The sequence below is a fragment of the Enterococcus sp. 12F9_DIV0723 genome (assembly GCF_002174375.1).
In the GTDB taxonomy this organism is placed as follows: Bacteria; Bacillota; Bacilli; order Lactobacillales; family Enterococcaceae; genus Enterococcus_A; species Enterococcus_A gilvus.
Window position 1 is genome coordinate 223836 of sequence record NZ_NIBK01000001.1, and the last position, 14866, is coordinate 238701.

General features: G+C 39.0%; 27 protein-coding genes and 1 tRNA gene. All 28 read left to right on the forward strand.

The genetic code is table 11. The annotated features are described in order from the left end of the window. Positions 1–14: 14 nt before the first annotated feature. The 28 genes from A5868_RS01160 to A5868_RS01285 all read left to right on the forward strand — a co-directional run bounded on the left by A5868_RS01160 (position 15) and on the right by A5868_RS01285 (position 14823). Positions 15–314 (forward strand): hypothetical protein, encoded by a 300-nt coding sequence (locus A5868_RS01160; protein WP_086305868.1) that lies wholly within the window; start codon positions 15–17, stop codon positions 312–314. Further along, entirely contained in the window at positions 298–699 is a 402-nt protein-coding gene (locus A5868_RS01165; protein WP_086305867.1) for a YopX family protein, read from the forward strand. The genes A5868_RS01160 and A5868_RS01165 overlap by 17 nt, the downstream gene beginning before the upstream one ends. Then, on the forward strand, positions 699–1043 hold the full coding sequence (locus tag A5868_RS01170; RefSeq protein ID WP_086305866.1) for a hypothetical protein: 345 nt from the start codon (positions 699–701) through the stop codon (positions 1041–1043). Before A5868_RS01165 ends, A5868_RS01170 begins: the two co-directional genes overlap by 1 nt. A gap of 47 nt (positions 1044–1090) precedes the next feature. Next, entirely contained in the window at positions 1091–1264 is a 174-nt protein-coding gene (locus A5868_RS18890) for a hypothetical protein (protein ID WP_176281377.1), read from the forward strand. Further along, positions 1257–1478, forward strand: a complete 222-nt coding sequence (locus tag A5868_RS01175; RefSeq protein ID WP_086305865.1) for a hypothetical protein — start codon at positions 1257–1259, stop codon at positions 1476–1478. The genes A5868_RS18890 and A5868_RS01175 overlap by 8 nt, the downstream gene beginning before the upstream one ends. A gap of 29 nt (positions 1479–1507) precedes the next feature. Continuing rightward, entirely contained in the window at positions 1508–1708 is a 201-nt protein-coding gene (locus tag A5868_RS01180) for a hypothetical protein (protein ID WP_086305864.1), read from the forward strand. Between the two features lie 33 nt (positions 1709–1741). Beyond that, a complete protein-coding gene (locus tag A5868_RS01185; RefSeq protein WP_086305863.1) occupies positions 1742–1954 on the forward strand; it encodes a hypothetical protein in 213 nt (70 codons plus the stop codon). An 86-nt stretch (positions 1955–2040) separates the two neighbouring features. Further along, the gene (locus A5868_RS01190) at positions 2041–2460 is read left to right on the forward strand and encodes a hypothetical protein (RefSeq protein WP_254911040.1); all 420 of its coding nucleotides are present in this window, start codon (positions 2041–2043) and stop codon (positions 2458–2460) included. 722 nt (positions 2461–3182) lie between these two features. Beyond that, positions 3183–3257: transfer RNA gene (locus A5868_RS18895), tRNA-Asp, on the forward strand. Between the two features lie 529 nt (positions 3258–3786). Then, positions 3787–4011 (forward strand): hypothetical protein, encoded by a 225-nt coding sequence (locus A5868_RS01195; RefSeq protein ID WP_086305862.1) that lies wholly within the window; start codon positions 3787–3789, stop codon positions 4009–4011. Between the two features lie 25 nt (positions 4012–4036). Next, the gene (locus A5868_RS01200) at positions 4037–4393 is read left to right on the forward strand and encodes a phBC6A51 family helix-turn-helix protein (RefSeq protein WP_086305861.1); all 357 of its coding nucleotides are present in this window, start codon (positions 4037–4039) and stop codon (positions 4391–4393) included. Continuing rightward, entirely contained in the window at positions 4365–5684 is a 1320-nt protein-coding gene (locus A5868_RS01205) for a PBSX family phage terminase large subunit (protein ID WP_086305860.1), read from the forward strand. The genes A5868_RS01200 and A5868_RS01205 overlap by 29 nt, the downstream gene beginning before the upstream one ends. Positions 5685–5694: 10 nt before the next feature. Next, positions 5695–7365, forward strand: a complete 1671-nt coding sequence (locus tag A5868_RS01210) for a phage portal protein (RefSeq protein WP_086305859.1) — start codon at positions 5695–5697, stop codon at positions 7363–7365. A gap of 116 nt (positions 7366–7481) precedes the next feature. Beyond that, positions 7482–7751, forward strand: coding sequence for a hypothetical protein (locus A5868_RS01215; RefSeq protein ID WP_086305858.1), 270 nt, complete (start codon positions 7482–7484; stop codon positions 7749–7751). After that, on the forward strand, positions 7748–8674 hold the full coding sequence (locus A5868_RS01220) for a minor capsid protein (RefSeq protein ID WP_086305857.1): 927 nt from the start codon (positions 7748–7750) through the stop codon (positions 8672–8674). The genes A5868_RS01215 and A5868_RS01220 overlap by 4 nt, the downstream gene beginning before the upstream one ends. A 2-nt stretch (positions 8675–8676) precedes the next feature. Further along, a complete protein-coding gene (locus tag A5868_RS01225; protein ID WP_254908387.1) occupies positions 8677–8979 on the forward strand; it encodes a hypothetical protein in 303 nt (100 codons plus the stop codon). Positions 8980–8990: 11 nt separating this feature from the next. Next, complete coding sequence (locus A5868_RS01230) at positions 8991–9404, forward strand: hypothetical protein (RefSeq protein ID WP_086305856.1); 414 nt, start codon at positions 8991–8993, stop codon at positions 9402–9404. A 29-nt stretch (positions 9405–9433) separates the two neighbouring features. After that, positions 9434–9751: a hypothetical protein gene (locus A5868_RS01235; RefSeq protein WP_086305855.1), complete on the forward strand. Its 318-nt coding sequence runs from the start codon at positions 9434–9436 to the stop codon at positions 9749–9751. A 312-nt stretch (positions 9752–10063) separates the two neighbouring features. After that, positions 10064–10696, forward strand: a complete 633-nt coding sequence (locus A5868_RS01240) for a DUF4355 domain-containing protein (protein ID WP_254908386.1) — start codon at positions 10064–10066, stop codon at positions 10694–10696. A 12-nt stretch (positions 10697–10708) separates the two neighbouring features. Then, positions 10709–11101: a hypothetical protein gene (locus tag A5868_RS01245; protein ID WP_086305854.1), complete on the forward strand. Its 393-nt coding sequence runs from the start codon at positions 10709–10711 to the stop codon at positions 11099–11101. Between the two features lie 14 nt (positions 11102–11115). Beyond that, positions 11116–12216, forward strand: a complete 1101-nt coding sequence (locus A5868_RS01250) for a major capsid protein (protein ID WP_086305853.1) — start codon at positions 11116–11118, stop codon at positions 12214–12216. Further along, the gene (locus A5868_RS01255; RefSeq protein WP_086305852.1) at positions 12192–12500 is read left to right on the forward strand and encodes an Ig-like domain-containing protein; all 309 of its coding nucleotides are present in this window, start codon (positions 12192–12194) and stop codon (positions 12498–12500) included. Before A5868_RS01250 ends, A5868_RS01255 begins: the two co-directional genes overlap by 25 nt. 39 nt (positions 12501–12539) lie before the next feature. After that, complete coding sequence (locus tag A5868_RS01260; protein WP_086305851.1) at positions 12540–12878, forward strand: phage head-tail connector protein; 339 nt, start codon at positions 12540–12542, stop codon at positions 12876–12878. Beyond that, a complete protein-coding gene (locus A5868_RS01265; protein ID WP_086305850.1) occupies positions 12875–13201 on the forward strand; it encodes a hypothetical protein in 327 nt (108 codons plus the stop codon). The genes A5868_RS01260 and A5868_RS01265 overlap by 4 nt, the downstream gene beginning before the upstream one ends. Beyond that, on the forward strand, positions 13198–13536 hold the full coding sequence (locus A5868_RS01270; protein ID WP_086305849.1) for an HK97-gp10 family putative phage morphogenesis protein: 339 nt from the start codon (positions 13198–13200) through the stop codon (positions 13534–13536). Before A5868_RS01265 ends, A5868_RS01270 begins: the two co-directional genes overlap by 4 nt. Next, positions 13536–13925, forward strand: coding sequence for a DUF3168 domain-containing protein (locus tag A5868_RS01275; RefSeq protein WP_086305848.1), 390 nt, complete (start codon positions 13536–13538; stop codon positions 13923–13925). The genes A5868_RS01270 and A5868_RS01275 overlap by 1 nt, the downstream gene beginning before the upstream one ends. An 11-nt stretch (positions 13926–13936) precedes the next feature. Next, positions 13937–14434 carry a phage major tail protein, TP901-1 family gene (locus A5868_RS01280; RefSeq protein ID WP_086305847.1) on the forward strand — a complete coding sequence of 166 codons (498 nt, stop codon included), beginning with the start codon at positions 13937–13939 and terminating at the stop codon, positions 14432–14434. 35 nt (positions 14435–14469) lie between these two features. Further along, entirely contained in the window at positions 14470–14823 is a 354-nt protein-coding gene (locus A5868_RS01285) for a tail assembly chaperone (RefSeq protein ID WP_086305846.1), read from the forward strand. Positions 14824–14866: the final 43 nt, after the last annotated feature.

Genomic DNA, 14866 nt, shown 5'->3' on the forward strand with positions numbered 1-14866 from the left:
TGGAAGTGAAACATATGATACTGGATATCGAAATCGGGAAAATTTATAAATCATCTGATGCTAAGCCGCCAGCTTTTGCCAAAATCACAAAAATTTCTAATCATGATGTTTGGAACGATATTTTAGAAGATGACGAATTAACGCAGCTTGCATGGGGAGATTGGTATCAATGGGCCAATAAAAATATCTACTGCCATTTTGGAGCTGGATTCGACACGTATAGGCTGGTTCCGGCAACCAAAGAAGAAATTGCCATTTACGAAGATAAAGTTAGAAAATATCGATCGGAGGACAACAATGATACCGAAGTTTAGAGCTTGGGATGAAAACGATAACGTTATGCGAAGTTGGATGGAACTTATTTTAACAAAAGAAAAAGGCGAAGATTTTTATGCGATCGGATATGAAGAAAATAAAGTGATTACAAGTTTTGACCATGAGCAGGTACTCATGCAATCAACAGGACTGAAAGACAAGAACGGCGTTGAGATATTTGAGGGGGATGTAGTTCTTGAGAATGGAATGCAGCGTACTGTCTCATTTGGAGAACAAGAATACGAAGAAGACTTTGGAAATCTAGCCTACTACGTTGGCTTTAATGTCTATACAAAGTGGGGCTATTCGTCAATTGATCCAGTGGAATATGAAATTCTAGGAAACATCTACGAGAACCCAGAGTTGTTGGAGGTGGAAAATTAATGAAGACACAAACAGAAATTCAAAAAGAAAACGTGAAAATATTGCTTGATTTAATCAAAGAAAATCCTGATTTGCCGATCGTTCCGATGGTTGACGGTGAAATTGTTGCTAGTGATGAACACACATCGTGGTTAGGCTCATTCGGAACAGTTGAAATCGATCATATCTGGAATAACGGCGAACGTATCTACATCGACTCGCACGATGAGGATGAATTGATTCAAAATATATTAGACGAAATACCGGCAGAAGTTGATGACAAGATAGCTGAGACTACAGCAATTGAAGCAGTCAAGAATTATGAATGGGAAAAAGTAATTATCGTGTGGATTGGGTTACCATAATAGATCTGGAAACGTCGCCGATAGCAAACTAAAGGAGAGATGGATAAATGGATAAAGAGGTAGTAGCGGTATCAAAAAAAGATGGTAAATACTTCGTGGTTCTTGAAGATGATACTCGAATCCGAGTAGATTCTAAAGAATATCAAAAGGTTAAACGGAAGCTATCCAAAAACATTACTTTATTTTTAGATATTAACGAGGAGAGTGATTCCGTTGAGTAAGAATGTAATACAAATTACCGAATATGACGGATTTAGCGATGAATTCCATCGATCATACTTGCTAAACAATCTTGAAAAGGGTGGCATAGTATTTTCAAAAATGCAGACCAGCCAAGCTTTAGCAAGGATTGGGCAACTAAACACAACGAAAAAAATACACGTTGATGTCTATGACCTGGCCACTAAAATGACTGATTTAAGCAAGGTTTACTGAGTTGGCGATAGCAAACAGGAGGGATAAGGATGAATGAAATATTTGTTGTAATTTTGCTAATAGCGTTGGGTGGGGCTGCTTATATATTAGGGTGGATAAATTGTAAAACCAAAATGCATTTGGTGCTAAACGAAGCGTATGAAAAGCAAAAATTTTTCGAAAATAAGTTAATCAGCAGAGGTTGGTTGGAATGCATAGAATTTTTATTGGACTATTCAATATTTAAGTAGATGAACTAACGTCGCCAATAGAGGAGGAATCTCATGTACCAAGTTCGCATGGAGTTGAATAATGAAGTTCCTGTTGAACAATTCTTTGATAGCCAAGAAGCCAGAGATATGTTTGTGAATAATTTTGAAAAAGACATGCGTAATCAAGGGATACTGTTAGAGAAATATCTTGAACATCCAGTATTTGTTTCTTTTAAGTTAATCAAAAATGGAAATAAGATTGGTGATATTACTTTTTATCACTAAAAAAATGTTTCTGGCGTGATTTTATCAAATGTATAAAGAAATTGAATGAGATTATGACTAAGTCAAGAAAAGAAAGATGGAGGGCAATGTATTTGAAAAAAGGCACATTCAAAATGTTAGAAGATTTAATAGAAGATTATCCGACCATGGATCGTTATATAAAACGTGTTGAATTGGAAATCGAATACCCTTGGCAAGAAACGGATGATAATATAGGAGGTTCACGGTCGAACTCTGCTACTTCTATTACAGAACGAACAGGAATGAAGTTGGCTACAGACAAACACTTAAGATTGTTGAGGGAACGTAAAGCAGCTTTAGATAAAGTCGTTCAAACTTCAAAGCCTGAGACAATAAAGATTATCAGAATGTGGTATTGGATTAAGCCGCGAACAAAAACTTGGGATGGCATTGCAGAAGAGGTCGGATACTCAAAGCGCATGTGTCATCTGTTGCGAAATGAATTTTTAGACGCTCTTGCTAAAGAGCTTGGAGAAATAAACTGATCTTTGCACTATCATTGCACTTTCGGGGTGTGTCAAGATGCTAAAATGATAGAGTAGATAATCCATCAAGCAGACGACTCAAATTAACTTTATTGGCATGAAGTTTCTCCTTATAGCGTTTAACATACATTCGTCTAGCTTGGTGGGTTATTCTCTTTTTGACTACACTGCCACTTTGCGGAAACAGAGTAGGCAAACAATTGGCGGCATGAAATAATGATTTCTACATTGAGCATGCCGTCTTTATGTCACTGTGGCGGAAAGGGTAGACGTATAAGTAGCCATCACTGAAAACGTAGGGTGTCGGAGCTTATATGAGGGACGGATAGGTGACGACTCGGTTCCCGAAGTGCAAGGTTCGAATCCTTGTCAGTGACTTAATTGAGGCTGATTTATTTTAAATCAGAGTGGAGAATACCCACAGGTAGGACATACTACAGTCCACTATGATGTGTTCATAGGTTAGTCGCTGTGGCGGAAGTAGAAGACGCATGAAGACTCTATGAAGAGGGTGTTTACTGATGAGCGGTGGTTAGCACCACACGGAACCCTCGTGAGTGGGGCGGTGCCACTCCAGTGACTTAGACGAAAGGTAACTTAAATGTGACCATATCAGTATCGTCAGCGAGCTGATAAAGGTAACTAGTAGACTCTAGGATTTAAGATAGTCTTGCCGATTAGTCAATCTCAACAGCAAGCTTGCAGGAGGTAGCTCCTCCAGTTGACGTGTAGCATCATGGTGATGCATCTGACTGTCAGAGTTGGAAATGAGGTCGGTTCGATCCCGGCCACGTCAATAAAGAACCTACGGAAACAATCAATCTTATCGGATGCCGATTGATTGGCTGCATTTACCAGCGTGCTGGGACTCAGTTAAAAGGCATAGAATACTATCTCAGACGTGAGACGCTCTCAGTTGTAGGTTAGGGGAGCAACATTAAGTTGGACTTGCCAGGAACACGGTAAGTTGCCATACGCAGGCTTTGTGAGCGGTCTATGAGCAGATAAATCGATGCAATCATAGTTAAATGAGTTAGCTTTGATCAGGAGCGGTATTCTGATCCAGTGTTCGACATCGGGACATAAGCGCCCAGAATTAGCAACCGAGCATTCCTATCTGCCAGGCATGGATAAACAGTGGATTCCATAATGGAGTAGGTTGCTTAATACATAATCAAGATCGCTTCGGCGGTCTTTTTATTTTGGATACAAAATAGACCGCTGTTTCCGCAGCGGCCAAATGAAAAACAAACTTTTAAAGGATTCACCCTAAAGAGATTATATCATTGTAACGCTTACAGGACAATGCGGAAAAGGAATATAAGAATGAGAAACTATTGGTATGTGTCACTAAACAATAAATATCCTTTACCAATGAGAGGTCAACATAAACGGGTGGTGATGTCTGTTCAGATGAAGGCGAAGTACTCGATCGTAGAAATGATCAGGGAAGCAACACCAGTTGAGATTGATCAGTGTAAGATGGTCTATTGTGGATACGGCCATTGGAAAGAGGATCATATCCAAGAGAACGTTAGGAAATACATTTAGTTTGTTTTAGGTTGGAGGTGATTTTATGAAACTTACTAAAAGACATAATAAGGCTATAGAATTACTGTTCGAAGGGTCTTTGAAGCGGATTGAAATCGCTGAAGAACTAAAGATAAGCGAACAGACACTTTACAACTGGTTAAAGGACGAAGATTTCACTCATGCTTATGATGAATATGTAAAAACTATTATGGGCAAGTCCTCCGGCAAAGCGTTGAATACGATGTTGAAGCTTTTAGCAGCTAGATCTGAAATGGTTCGTTTTAATGCGGCTAAAGATATTCTTGACCGTGGAGGATACGCTCCTGTTGATAAGAAGGAAATCACTTCAATTGAGCCACCTGTATTTGAGGATGATATCGGTGGTGAACCAGATGGTTAAACTATCTGAATATTTACCCAAAGCATTTCATAGTACATGGAGAGCAGCGATTGATCCAGAGATTCTTCATATTGTTGAAAAAGGCGGTCGTGGATCAGGCAAATCTTCTGACATTGCACATGTAATCATACAATTAATCATGAGGTATCCAGTCAACGCGGTTGCTATTAGGTTCGTCGATAACACAATTGAACTATCGGTTTTTGAACAATTGAAGTGGGCAATTGAAGAGCAAGGCGTATCATGCTATTTCAAGGTCAACAAAAGCCCGATGAGAATTACATATCTGCCTAGAGGGAACTACATTACTTTTAGAGGTGCACAAAATCCAGAACGGATAAAATCATTAAAAGATAGCAGGTTTCCTTTCGCAATAGCTTGGATTGAAGAATTAGCAGAGTTTAAAACAGAAGAAGATGTAACGACCATTACAAACTCCCTTTTACGTGGCGAGCTTGATGATGGTCTTTTTTATAAATTCTTTTATAGTTACAACCCACCGAAAAGAAAACAGAGCTGGGTAAATAAAAAATATGAGACCAGTTTTCAGCCTAAAAATACATATGTTCACCATACAACGTACAAAGACAATCCATTTATAGCTAAAGCCTTTATTGAAGAGGCAGAAGCGACAAACGGGCGAAATTCAAGACGTTATGATTGGGAGTATTTAGGCAAAGCCATCGGTTCAGGAGTTGTTCCGTTTGATAATCTTCAAGTAAAAGCCGGCTGTATCACTGATGAGATGGTCGCGAATTTCGACAATATCAGAAACGGTCTTGATTTCGGTTATGCCACTGACCCGTTAGCGTTTGTACGCTGGCACTATGACAAAAAGAAAAATGGCATTTATGCCATCGATGAAATATATGGGCAGAAGATAAGCAATCGAGAAGCAGCGAAAGAATTGAAAAACAGAGGATACCAAAATGATGAGATATTTTCAGATTCGGCAGAGCCAAAAAGCAATGCTGAGCTAAAAAATGAACATGGTATTAAACATATTAGAGGGGTCAAGAAAGGACCTGATTCTGTAGAGTACGGCGAACAATGGCTAGATGATTTGGATTTTATCTGTATTGATCCTTCACGAACACCAAATATTGCGAAGGAATTCGAAAATATTGATTATCAAACGGATCGAGATGGGAACCCAAAACCTCGACTGGAGGATAAGGATAACCACACCATTGATGCTACTCGATATGCTTTTAACGAGGATATGAGAAAGAAGCCAGAATCAGTCAACGTCAAAAAGACAATAAATGCATTCAAAAAATTAGGATTGTAGAGGTGATACAGTGGAACAAAATGTTAAATTGTTAGACGGACAACGGTTTGATAAAGAAGCGAATCTAATTTATAAAATACCAGTTTCCAGGTTGCCTCATATTCAAGTACTTAACCAACGAACCGGTCAAATCGAACAAATGATTGACTTCGAGAGTAAAGAAGTTTGGAAGTTGATTGTCGAATTCATCAATCACCACAAAGAAAAGCAGGTTCCAAGGCTTAAACAATTGAAAAGATACTTGTTAGGTGACGGGAATATTAATTATCGTTCAGAAAAACCGAAAGGACGAGCAGATAATCGGATCGCAAGCGATTTCCCAAATTTCATCGTGTCATTCAAACTTGGGGTTCTGTTAGGTAACCAGCTTAAATATACTGGTGAAAAGAACATATCAGCCCGAATCAACGAGTTTGCAAGTCAATCGAACGAAGACTACCATAATCAACTGATGGGCAGAGATATGTTCGGTCTAGGTAGAGCTTACGAATGGATTGGCAGAGATGAGTACGGCAAGGAAACTATTGCCAAGTTTGACGCAGAACAAACCTTTGTGATTTACGACAATACGAAGAACAAAAATTCTATTTGTGCAGTTCATTATTATGAAGAAGAATTTTTAAATGATAAATGGACCCGCGTAGAGCTTTATACGAACAGTGGATTTAATTACTATCTTGTTGCAGATGGCGCCGATTTAGAAAATGCAGCAATTGAAGAAGATGGAAAAGAAGAAAGTTACTTTGATTCTGTCCAAGTAAACGAATGGATAAATAACGAGGAACGCTTAAGCGATTTTGAACGCGTACTTGATTCAATCGACGCATACGATTTGTCTAGGTCTGAGATGGCAAACTTTCAACAAGATTCATCTGAAGCGTACCTGGTGATTAAAGGGAACCCTGACACAGCAACGGACGACGAGGGTGACAATAGCAAGATGGAAGTATTCAAAGCTATGATGCAAGCAAGAATGCTTGTTTTAGGTGATAAAAAAGATTACGGCGAAGGCAAATTAGGTGACACGCCTGACGCCTACTATTTGAAAAAAGAGTATGACGTTGCAGGAATGGAAGCTAACGACAGTCGGACAGTTGCTGACATCTTGCGTTTTACGTCTTTGATTGACTTCACAGATGAGAACATCGGATCTAACCAATCAGGAATCGGTTTTCGCTTCAAAGGTTGGGGATCAGACAACGACCGTAAGAATAAAGAACGTATGGTTAAGAAAGCTATCATGCGGCGTTTACGGTTACTTACACACTCGTGGAGCATCAAAGATGATTTGAATAAACCACAAGGCTTGATAGAAAATGTCAAAGCTTTTTTTATTTCGGACGATAAAAAGCAAGAGGATCTTTACAACAAAGTAAATGATATTCAAATTCTATTTACACCGAATGTTCCGCAATCGGATGAAGAGATTATGAATGTAATCAAAGGGATGCTTGGAATTGTTTCAGAAGAGACTTTATGCGAAATGGCTGAACGACTAACCGGCGTGTCTGCTGAAGAAGAGCTCAAACGTGTGAATAAAGAAAAACCAAATGTGCCGGTGTTGGATTATGATTTTCCGAGTGACAATAATTCAACGGAAATTGAACAAGGTGGCCAGAAAGAGCCAAAAGGCCTAAAGGAGTCTGATCGAAATGAAAAGCCGCGAGAGAATAATACGTAAGATGTTTATGTTCATGAGTGCAGTCCTCTTTTTCAAAATATTTGGCTATGAATTAACACTTATTTGGCTGATATCAAATCTTGTAGCAGAGGTATCTTTAATTAAGGAGCGGGAAGATGAGTAAGCTAAAAGGCGTTGAGTTTGATTTAGATGATTTAGACGTAGACTTACAAGGAGATATTTTAGCATTGGGAATAGTCGTTATTCTAAAGAAGGTTTCGCTAGTACTATTGTTGATCTTATGCGTGGCCATGTTACTTTGGTTCAACAAGCTGACTATTTTCATTACAGTAGTCCAATTCATATTAGTAGTTGTAACAATACAGATTCAACGTTTTTATTATAAAAAAGCCGTTAAGCAGCTATTAAAGGAGGACGTTGAATGAACTCCTCTGATTACTGGAGAAAACGCGAAGAACAACATATTGCACAAATGATTAAACACGAAAAGCAAATGAAGAAAGCTATCGCTGAAAGGTTTCAAGTTGCGATTGACAATATCAACAAAGAAATTGACGCTAACTGGCAACGTTTTGCTGGTAAAGAAGGTGTGTCGTTATCCGAAGCTAAAAAGGTTTCAATGGAGATGGACGTTAAAGCCTTTGCCAGGAAAGCCAAACAATATGTTAAGACGAAGGATTTTTCTAAGACAGCTAACGATGAGCTGCGTCTTTACAATGTCACAATGAGAGTTAATCGACTTGAATTATTGAAGTCACAAATAGGGCTTGAATTGATTGCTTTATCGGATGATCTTGATAAGTACACTGTTGACTTGCTTACAAATGAGGGAATTGCTGAAGCTAAAAGACAAGCTGGCATATTAGGTGAAACCATTTTCGATGGCTACAAAGATTTTGTAGAGGCTGTCGTAAATGGGTCTTTTCATTCTGCGACGTTTTCTGAACGTATCTGGGGCAACATGGAGGCGTTTAAAGCTGAGTTAGATAAATTGTTAGTCCAAACAGTTACGCAGGGTAAAAACCCGCGAGACATGGCTAGAAAGCTGCGGAATTTATTTGATTCTAGTAAGTACGAAGCTGAGCGGTTGATGCGCACAGAATCTGCAAGAGTTCAGACTGAGATACAGAATCAAAGTTATAAAAAGTACGGCATCGATGAATACGAGTATATCGCAGAACCGACAGCGTGCCCTGTCTGTTTACCATTGAACGGAAAGATATTTAAGGTCGAAGATTTATCTCCAGGTCAAAATGCTAGCCCGATGCATGCAAATTGTAGGTGTTCAACCGCGCCATATGTTGATCGTGCGGAAGTTGAGAAGTCATTTAAGGAAAGAGGGGCATAGCAGTGGATAAAGAATCATTCCAAATCATATCTGACAGATTTTTAAAAACGGCATATGGAAAAAGCAAAGAAGAACTTTTGTATTTGTATCAAAATGATGCTCAATTTAAAGAAGACTATGATGCCGTTAAACAGCATGTGATTGAAGTTATAGAACCAATTGTAAAAGAAGCATATGAGGCTGCTAGAAAGGTTATTGAGCCCGTTGTGCAATCAATAACCGAATTAGTTCAGTCTAACCTAGAATTTTTCAAAGCTTTGCAAAACAATACCAATCAAAGCATGTTCCAAAGCGCTTCTATGTAGAGGTGATTGCTATGAAATTCATTGATTATAAAGACGAAGACGGCGACATTATTATCATGGCCAAAGAGCGGTTACCAAGTGGTATGACGGTGCAAATCGAATTTTGCCTTTATGAGGTATACAATATAGCGGTTGCGAATGTTTATCTAAATGTTTATCACAAACGTAAGCAGATTAGCGATAATACTTTGCATCAGACAGGCAAAGACGGTATTTACCCTTTTGTGTGGGCTATACGAAAGATTAGGGAATTTGAGGAATATGCCAAGCACTCATTAAGAAACCCCCTCCCAACTTACATCCAAGTTCACTGGGAAGACAATCGCAGAGCGAGGATATACAAAAGGTTTTTGCAACGTGAAGGATTTGAAATTAGAAACTTTGGAATTGGCAACCAACTGTATAAGCGTATTAAAACATATTGATAAGCAGATAAAGGAAAGAGAGGGGTAAGATGAAAGATTTTAACGAAGTCATTTTAACCATCGAAGTTCAAAAAGGGTTGGGGAAAGCTTATAAAAAAGCCATTGAAACTGAAAATAGCACTCAATGGAAACAGAATCCAATCTACAACAGTAATAAAGAATTGATTAGTAATGAGTTAAAACCGGTGTGGAATGGCAATTATGCATCTGTAAATGTTGCAGAAGGAACTACTAAAGATCAATTAACCATTTCGATTATTTCGCACACACTGCCTAACCTTTTAGAAACTACTAGTTGGTATGAGCGGATGGGTGCGAAAGTTGATTATAAGAGGATTATTGAATAAGGAGAATATTATGCCAAAAACATTCACGCTTAAAATTAAACTCAAATTTCCCTTCTATTGGTATTCTTTCAAGATTAAATTTCAAAGTTTGTTCAATGAAGAATTAGCAGAAGATACATTTTGGTGGTTTATGCGCGATTTCGAAGAAAACAATAGCAAATATATCAAAGTCATTTAAAGTCGCTAGCACATTCGCTAACGGCTTTTTATTATGCCCTCTACTGCTCAGGGCGGTATAAATTGAGCTGTTTCGATTGATCGGCGTAACTGATCAAATTTATCGGGTAGCGGCGTAACCGCGGAGGATTGACAATGCCAACATTATTTTCAAAAGAAAAACTATTTTTACCGATGAACTTGCAACTCTTTGCTGATCCTGAAGATGTAGAAGAAAGCACATCGGGAGAAGAAACAACCTCAACGGATTCAAAAAGCAATGAAGAGACAAGCAAAACATTTTCTCGTGACGAATTAGCAAAAATTGTCGCAGCTGAAACAAGCAAAGCAGTTACGGCAGCAGAAGAAAAATGGCGTGATGAGAAAGCTCAGGCTGATAAATTGGCTGAAATGAACGACAAGGATAAAGCAGATTACGAGCGAAAGCAACTTGAGGATAAGATCGCTGAGTATGAAAGAAAAGACAATCTAGCTAAGATGTCCGATCAAGCCAGTGAAATGCTATCAGACAAGGGCGCTACGCCTACTAAAGAAGTTCTTAGTCTAGTAGTGTCAGAAGATGCAGAAACGACGTCAAGCAATGTAAAAACGTATCTAGCGGCCATTGAATTGGAACGGGAATCAATCAAAGCTGATTTAGAAAAACGATTGGGTGGAAGAATCCCACTGGACGGTTCAAGTAAAGATGGTGTCGTCGGAGATTATGGTAAAAGGTTGGCGCAAAGAACCAAAACAGAAACAAAGAAAAGCACTTACTTCAAAAATTAGGAGGAATAAAACATGGAGAAACGAGTATTCGGATCTAAAAATCAAATCTTAGCCGACGTTAACAATTATAAAAGTTTGTCGGTTGTTGTTGATACTACAGGAGTAACGGCAACAAATGGCGAAGGAAAAAAATACATTCCTGCTGGAACGCCCGTAGGTAATGCTGATCCTTTTGCAAATGAGCAGGCGTTACTAAAGGTAACAAATGATGCAGGGAATGGAAATAAAACTGTTGGAGTCTTGTTACACGATGTTGTTTTTGATATCGGGTCAACTGTTGGAAACGGCACATTGGTGTATTTCGGAACAGTGAACGAATTACGCTTGAATGACGGACTAACTATTGTTGCTGAAGCAAAAACCGCGTTAGATGGCAAAGTTTACTTTGTTAAACGTAATAAATAAGGAGGAACTGTTAAATGAACGTACGAGTACGAAAAGAAACTTTAATGAAAATGAACTTGCAAACATTTGCGACGTTAAATATTTTTGATTTGGTTCAAGCACCTAATGTAGCAACTTATTGGGCAGAAAAAACCAATGAAACTCAACCCTATTTGGGAGAAGAATTATTCCCTATGGATAAGCAACTAGGAATGAAATTGTCTTGGTTGAAAGGGAAAACTGGATCACCAGTAGCGTTGCGCCCTTCTGCTCTTGACGCTGATGTGATCCCGCGTGGACGTGCAGGCTTTGAAGAGTTAATTGAGAAAATGATTTTCTTCAAGGAATCATACTACATTGACGAAGAATTGCGTCAACAGTTGCAAATGGTTAACCAAACTAACAACAAAGAATACCAGGATGTTTTACTTAATCGTGTATTCGATGATGTTGCGGATTTACTTCGTGGAGCTGCTGTGCGTCGCGAAATTATGCGCATGCAAATGCTGACAACGGGGACGATTAAAATCAATGAAAATGGGCAACAGTACAATATTGATTATGACTTACCTGCTGGGCATAAGAAAAAAGCTGCTACTAAATGGTCTGATATTGAAAATGCTGATCCTGTAGAAGATATTGATGTTGCCGTGACGGCAATGAAAGAAGATGGTGTGACTCCAGCGCGTGCTGTTTTAAACAGCAAAACGTTCCGTTACCTCCGCCAGAATGCAGCAATCAAAGCAACAATTTTAGGGAACAACGCGAATGCTCAAGCTGCTAAACTTTCGAAGCAGTCTCTTCTAGACTATATTTCAGAAGAATTTAACTTGGAAATTGTCGTTTATGACAAGGTGTACACCGACACATCTGGAACCCACAAGTTCATTCCTGACAATATTTTTGTGTTATTGCCAGCAGAAACTTTGGGTAAAACATGGTTTGGTACAACACCTGAGGAAGCAGACTTGATGTCTAGTCCAAACGTTGCGAATGTTTCAATTGTGGATACAGGCGTTGCAATTACAACGATGAAGAAAGCAGACCCAGTAAACGTCGAAACGAAGGTATCCATGATTTCTTTACCTTCATTTGAACAATCAGAGGCTGTATGCATTTTAGATGTGGGGGAGTAGTTATCCCCGCTACAGGTTTAACTCTATCACCTAAAACATCAACAGCAGTTGCGGGGACTGCTGGGAACAGACAATTGACGGTTGCGGTATTACCTGAAAATGCGACAAATAAAACTGTTGAGTTTTCAATCCAACCAAACACTGAAGGGGTAACAGTTTCTAATAACGGGCTAGTAACTTGGACAGACGCTGTTCCGGCAGGTGTCTATACTACCACAGTAACAACGGTGGATGGATCATTTAAAGATATCCATACATTGACATTAACAGAACCGGAGGGTTAGTCATTTGACTAGCCTTTTTATTTTTGAAAGGGGGCAGTCATGGACGAAACCTTGGAAGAAGTGAAACGATCGCTCGAAGTTGATGATGAGGAGCTGGATAAGCAATTAATCGATTTTATCAAACGAATCTCAAGCCAGTTGCGTGTACGCTTGGGCTTCTTAGAGAGCGTTCCTGAGGCGTTAAACTACATTGTTGTCGAATGCACCATTAAGAGATTCAACCGCAAAGGTGATGAAGGAATGAGTTCCTATAGCCAAGAAGGCGAGTCTATTACTTATGGGAAATTATTGGATGAGTTCGAGGATGATATAACAGCTTATAAAGATAAACAGAAAGAAAATACAGTACCTCGTAAAGGGGTGGCTCGATTCGTATGAGATATGACACAGAAGTAACTTTTGTTATCGAAAAAGACGGCTATTACGATCCTGAGTTAGGAGAACATATAGAACCAAGTTTAGACGAAAAATTAAAATTTGCTAACGTTACCGATTTAGGGACTGACAGATCGAAAGCGTTATTCGGAGATATTAAACAAGGGGCTAAGGTCATTCGTTTATTACGTCCTTACAAAAAAGAGTGGGATTACGTTTTAATTTTCAACAATCTACTAAACAAAACCGAGAAATTCGAGATTATCACCGACCGTAACCTTCGATTGAAAAATACGTTTATTGTTCAGGAGGTGGCTGCAAAGTGAAGGCTAGTCTTGGATTTAAAGGTATTGACCAACTAATACGACATCTTGAGAAAAAAATGACTCTGGAAGATGTGAAAAAAGTGGTTACCACAAATACTTCCGAAATGGCCAATCAGATGCAGAGGCGCGCTCCTGTTGACACCGGATTTATGCGGCGATCCATCACACAGTCTATATTAGACGGCGGGTTGTCCGGGATGGTGACACCGACTGCTGAATATGCGCCTTATGTCAATTTCGGTACGAGATTTCAAGCTGCGCAGCCTTTTGTCAGCAACGCTTTTAACTATCAAAAGATTAAATTTTTAGCTGACATGAGAGGGTTGGTAAGATAATGCAAAAACAACCGGATCAAGAATTATACGATGAAGTCTACAAAATCTGTCAAGTCTTAGGGTATAACGTATTTACTTACCTGCCGCCAGACAAAACGCCTTATCCGTTTGTGTATATTGGCGAGTCTCAAGAACTACCGCAAGCGACTAAATCTGTTTTAGTGGGTACTGTTCAATTAAATATCCATATCTATGGATTGCACACCAAGCGCAAGCAGGTCTCAGATATGAAAGGCGCGATTCTGTGGGAACTTCGGAAACTAAGACAATCGAAAAACTTTAATTGGAAAATATCTAATAACCAAACGCAGCCACAAATGCTGCAGGATACAACAACAAATACCGCACTCTGGCATTGTGTAATACCGTTAGAGATGCGGTTTTACTAGGAGGGAAAAGCATGACAGTGATTCAAGGGAAAGACCGAATTTTGCTTGTTCGTCGTTTAGATGAAGCAGGTTCAAAAGATGCGACGAAGCCTTTATATCAAATTGAACACGAATGGGAGTATTCGCGTGACAATAAGTCAGAACAAACGAAAGACGGTAGTGTTCCTACCTCTGGTGGTTTGGAAGTGACTCTGGCGCTAAAAGGTCTTGCATCTTACGATGACGAAAATATGTACATGAAGAAATCGGTAGAAGACGGAGCTACAATGGAGTTTTGGGATGTTGATTTGAAGGGTGAGAAACAAGAAGGAAAATATCCTGCAATCTATGGCCGTGGAAAAGTTGGTAAATGGAAATTACCAGCAAATGTTGAAGATTTGATTGAAATTGAAACAGAAGCAACCATCGAAGGAACTCCAAAAGACGGGTTTGCCACTGTTTCTGAATCCACAATTAAAGAGGCTCAGTACGCATTCCAAGACACTACCAAAACAACTACTGAAGGTTAGACAAATAGTCTAACCTTCTTTTTTAGGAGGAAAATATGAACTTTGATATTAATGGGAAAATTATTGATGTGAAATTTACCATTGGTGCTATCGAAGCACTTGATCAGATGTATGAAGTCCACACCGGAGGTGCTTCTTTTGGCATGGGGATCAGTTCAGCGCTTGTTTATTTACAGCAATGTAATCCGGTCGTTTTGAGAAATATCATTATGGCTTTGCAAGCAAACAATGCAAAAGTTGGCAAGTCTGAAATCGAAGCATGGCTAATAACTCAAGATATTGAAAAAATGTCGGGAGACTTAATAACAGAGTTGGGGAAGCAGGATTTAACAAAAGCGATGATAAAAAAACTGAAAGCTCAGACACGAAAAGCAGCGAGCAAAAACTAAAAAAAAATAGTCGAGAATTCTATGAAGAATTAGCTTTAAACGC

What these genes read in the sequence shown, in the direction of transcription:
- A5868_RS01200 (WP_086305861.1), top strand. Translation starts at nt 4,037, where the DNA reads ATGAAACTTACTAAAAGACATAATAAGGCTATAGAATTACTGTTCGAA.
- A5868_RS01265 (WP_086305850.1), top strand. Translation starts at nt 12,875, where the DNA reads ATGAGATATGACACAGAAGTAACTTTTGTTATCGAAAAAGACGGCTAT.
- A5868_RS01240 (WP_254908386.1), top strand. Translation starts at nt 10,064, where the DNA reads ATGCCAACATTATTTTCAAAAGAAAAACTATTTTTACCGATGAACTTG.
- A5868_RS01255 (WP_086305852.1), top strand. Translation starts at nt 12,192, where the DNA reads ATGCATTTTAGATGTGGGGGAGTAGTTATCCCCGCTACAGGTTTAACT.
- A5868_RS01275 (WP_086305848.1), top strand. Translation starts at nt 13,536, where the DNA reads ATGCAAAAACAACCGGATCAAGAATTATACGATGAAGTCTACAAAATC.
- A5868_RS01165 (WP_086305867.1), top strand. Translation starts at nt 298, where the DNA reads ATGATACCGAAGTTTAGAGCTTGGGATGAAAACGATAACGTTATGCGA.
- A5868_RS01205 (WP_086305860.1), top strand. Translation starts at nt 4,365, where the DNA reads ATGATATCGGTGGTGAACCAGATGGTTAAACTATCTGAATATTTACCC.
- A5868_RS01220 (WP_086305857.1), top strand. Translation starts at nt 7,748, where the DNA reads ATGAACTCCTCTGATTACTGGAGAAAACGCGAAGAACAACATATTGCA.
- A5868_RS01215 (WP_086305858.1), top strand. Translation starts at nt 7,482, where the DNA reads ATGAGTAAGCTAAAAGGCGTTGAGTTTGATTTAGATGATTTAGACGTA.
- A5868_RS01185 (WP_086305863.1), top strand. Translation starts at nt 1,742, where the DNA reads ATGTACCAAGTTCGCATGGAGTTGAATAATGAAGTTCCTGTTGAACAA.
- A5868_RS01250 (WP_086305853.1), top strand. Translation starts at nt 11,116, where the DNA reads ATGAACGTACGAGTACGAAAAGAAACTTTAATGAAAATGAACTTGCAA.
- A5868_RS01280 (WP_086305847.1), top strand. Translation starts at nt 13,937, where the DNA reads ATGACAGTGATTCAAGGGAAAGACCGAATTTTGCTTGTTCGTCGTTTA.
- A5868_RS01180 (WP_086305864.1), top strand. Translation starts at nt 1,508, where the DNA reads ATGAATGAAATATTTGTTGTAATTTTGCTAATAGCGTTGGGTGGGGCT.
- A5868_RS01190 (WP_254911040.1), top strand. Translation starts at nt 2,041, where the DNA reads ATGTATTTGAAAAAAGGCACATTCAAAATGTTAGAAGATTTAATAGAA.
- A5868_RS01260 (WP_086305851.1), top strand. Translation starts at nt 12,540, where the DNA reads ATGGACGAAACCTTGGAAGAAGTGAAACGATCGCTCGAAGTTGATGAT.
- A5868_RS01160 (WP_086305868.1), top strand. Translation starts at nt 15, where the DNA reads ATGATACTGGATATCGAAATCGGGAAAATTTATAAATCATCTGATGCT.
- A5868_RS01235 (WP_086305855.1), top strand. Translation starts at nt 9,434, where the DNA reads ATGAAAGATTTTAACGAAGTCATTTTAACCATCGAAGTTCAAAAAGGG.
- A5868_RS01230 (WP_086305856.1), top strand. Translation starts at nt 8,991, where the DNA reads ATGAAATTCATTGATTATAAAGACGAAGACGGCGACATTATTATCATG.
- A5868_RS01245 (WP_086305854.1), top strand. Translation starts at nt 10,709, where the DNA reads ATGGAGAAACGAGTATTCGGATCTAAAAATCAAATCTTAGCCGACGTT.
- A5868_RS01195 (WP_086305862.1), top strand. Translation starts at nt 3,787, where the DNA reads ATGAGAAACTATTGGTATGTGTCACTAAACAATAAATATCCTTTACCA.
- A5868_RS01285 (WP_086305846.1), top strand. Translation starts at nt 14,470, where the DNA reads ATGAACTTTGATATTAATGGGAAAATTATTGATGTGAAATTTACCATT.
- A5868_RS01170 (WP_086305866.1), top strand. Translation starts at nt 699, where the DNA reads ATGAAGACACAAACAGAAATTCAAAAAGAAAACGTGAAAATATTGCTT.
- A5868_RS18890 (WP_176281377.1), top strand. Translation starts at nt 1,091, where the DNA reads ATGGATAAAGAGGTAGTAGCGGTATCAAAAAAAGATGGTAAATACTTC.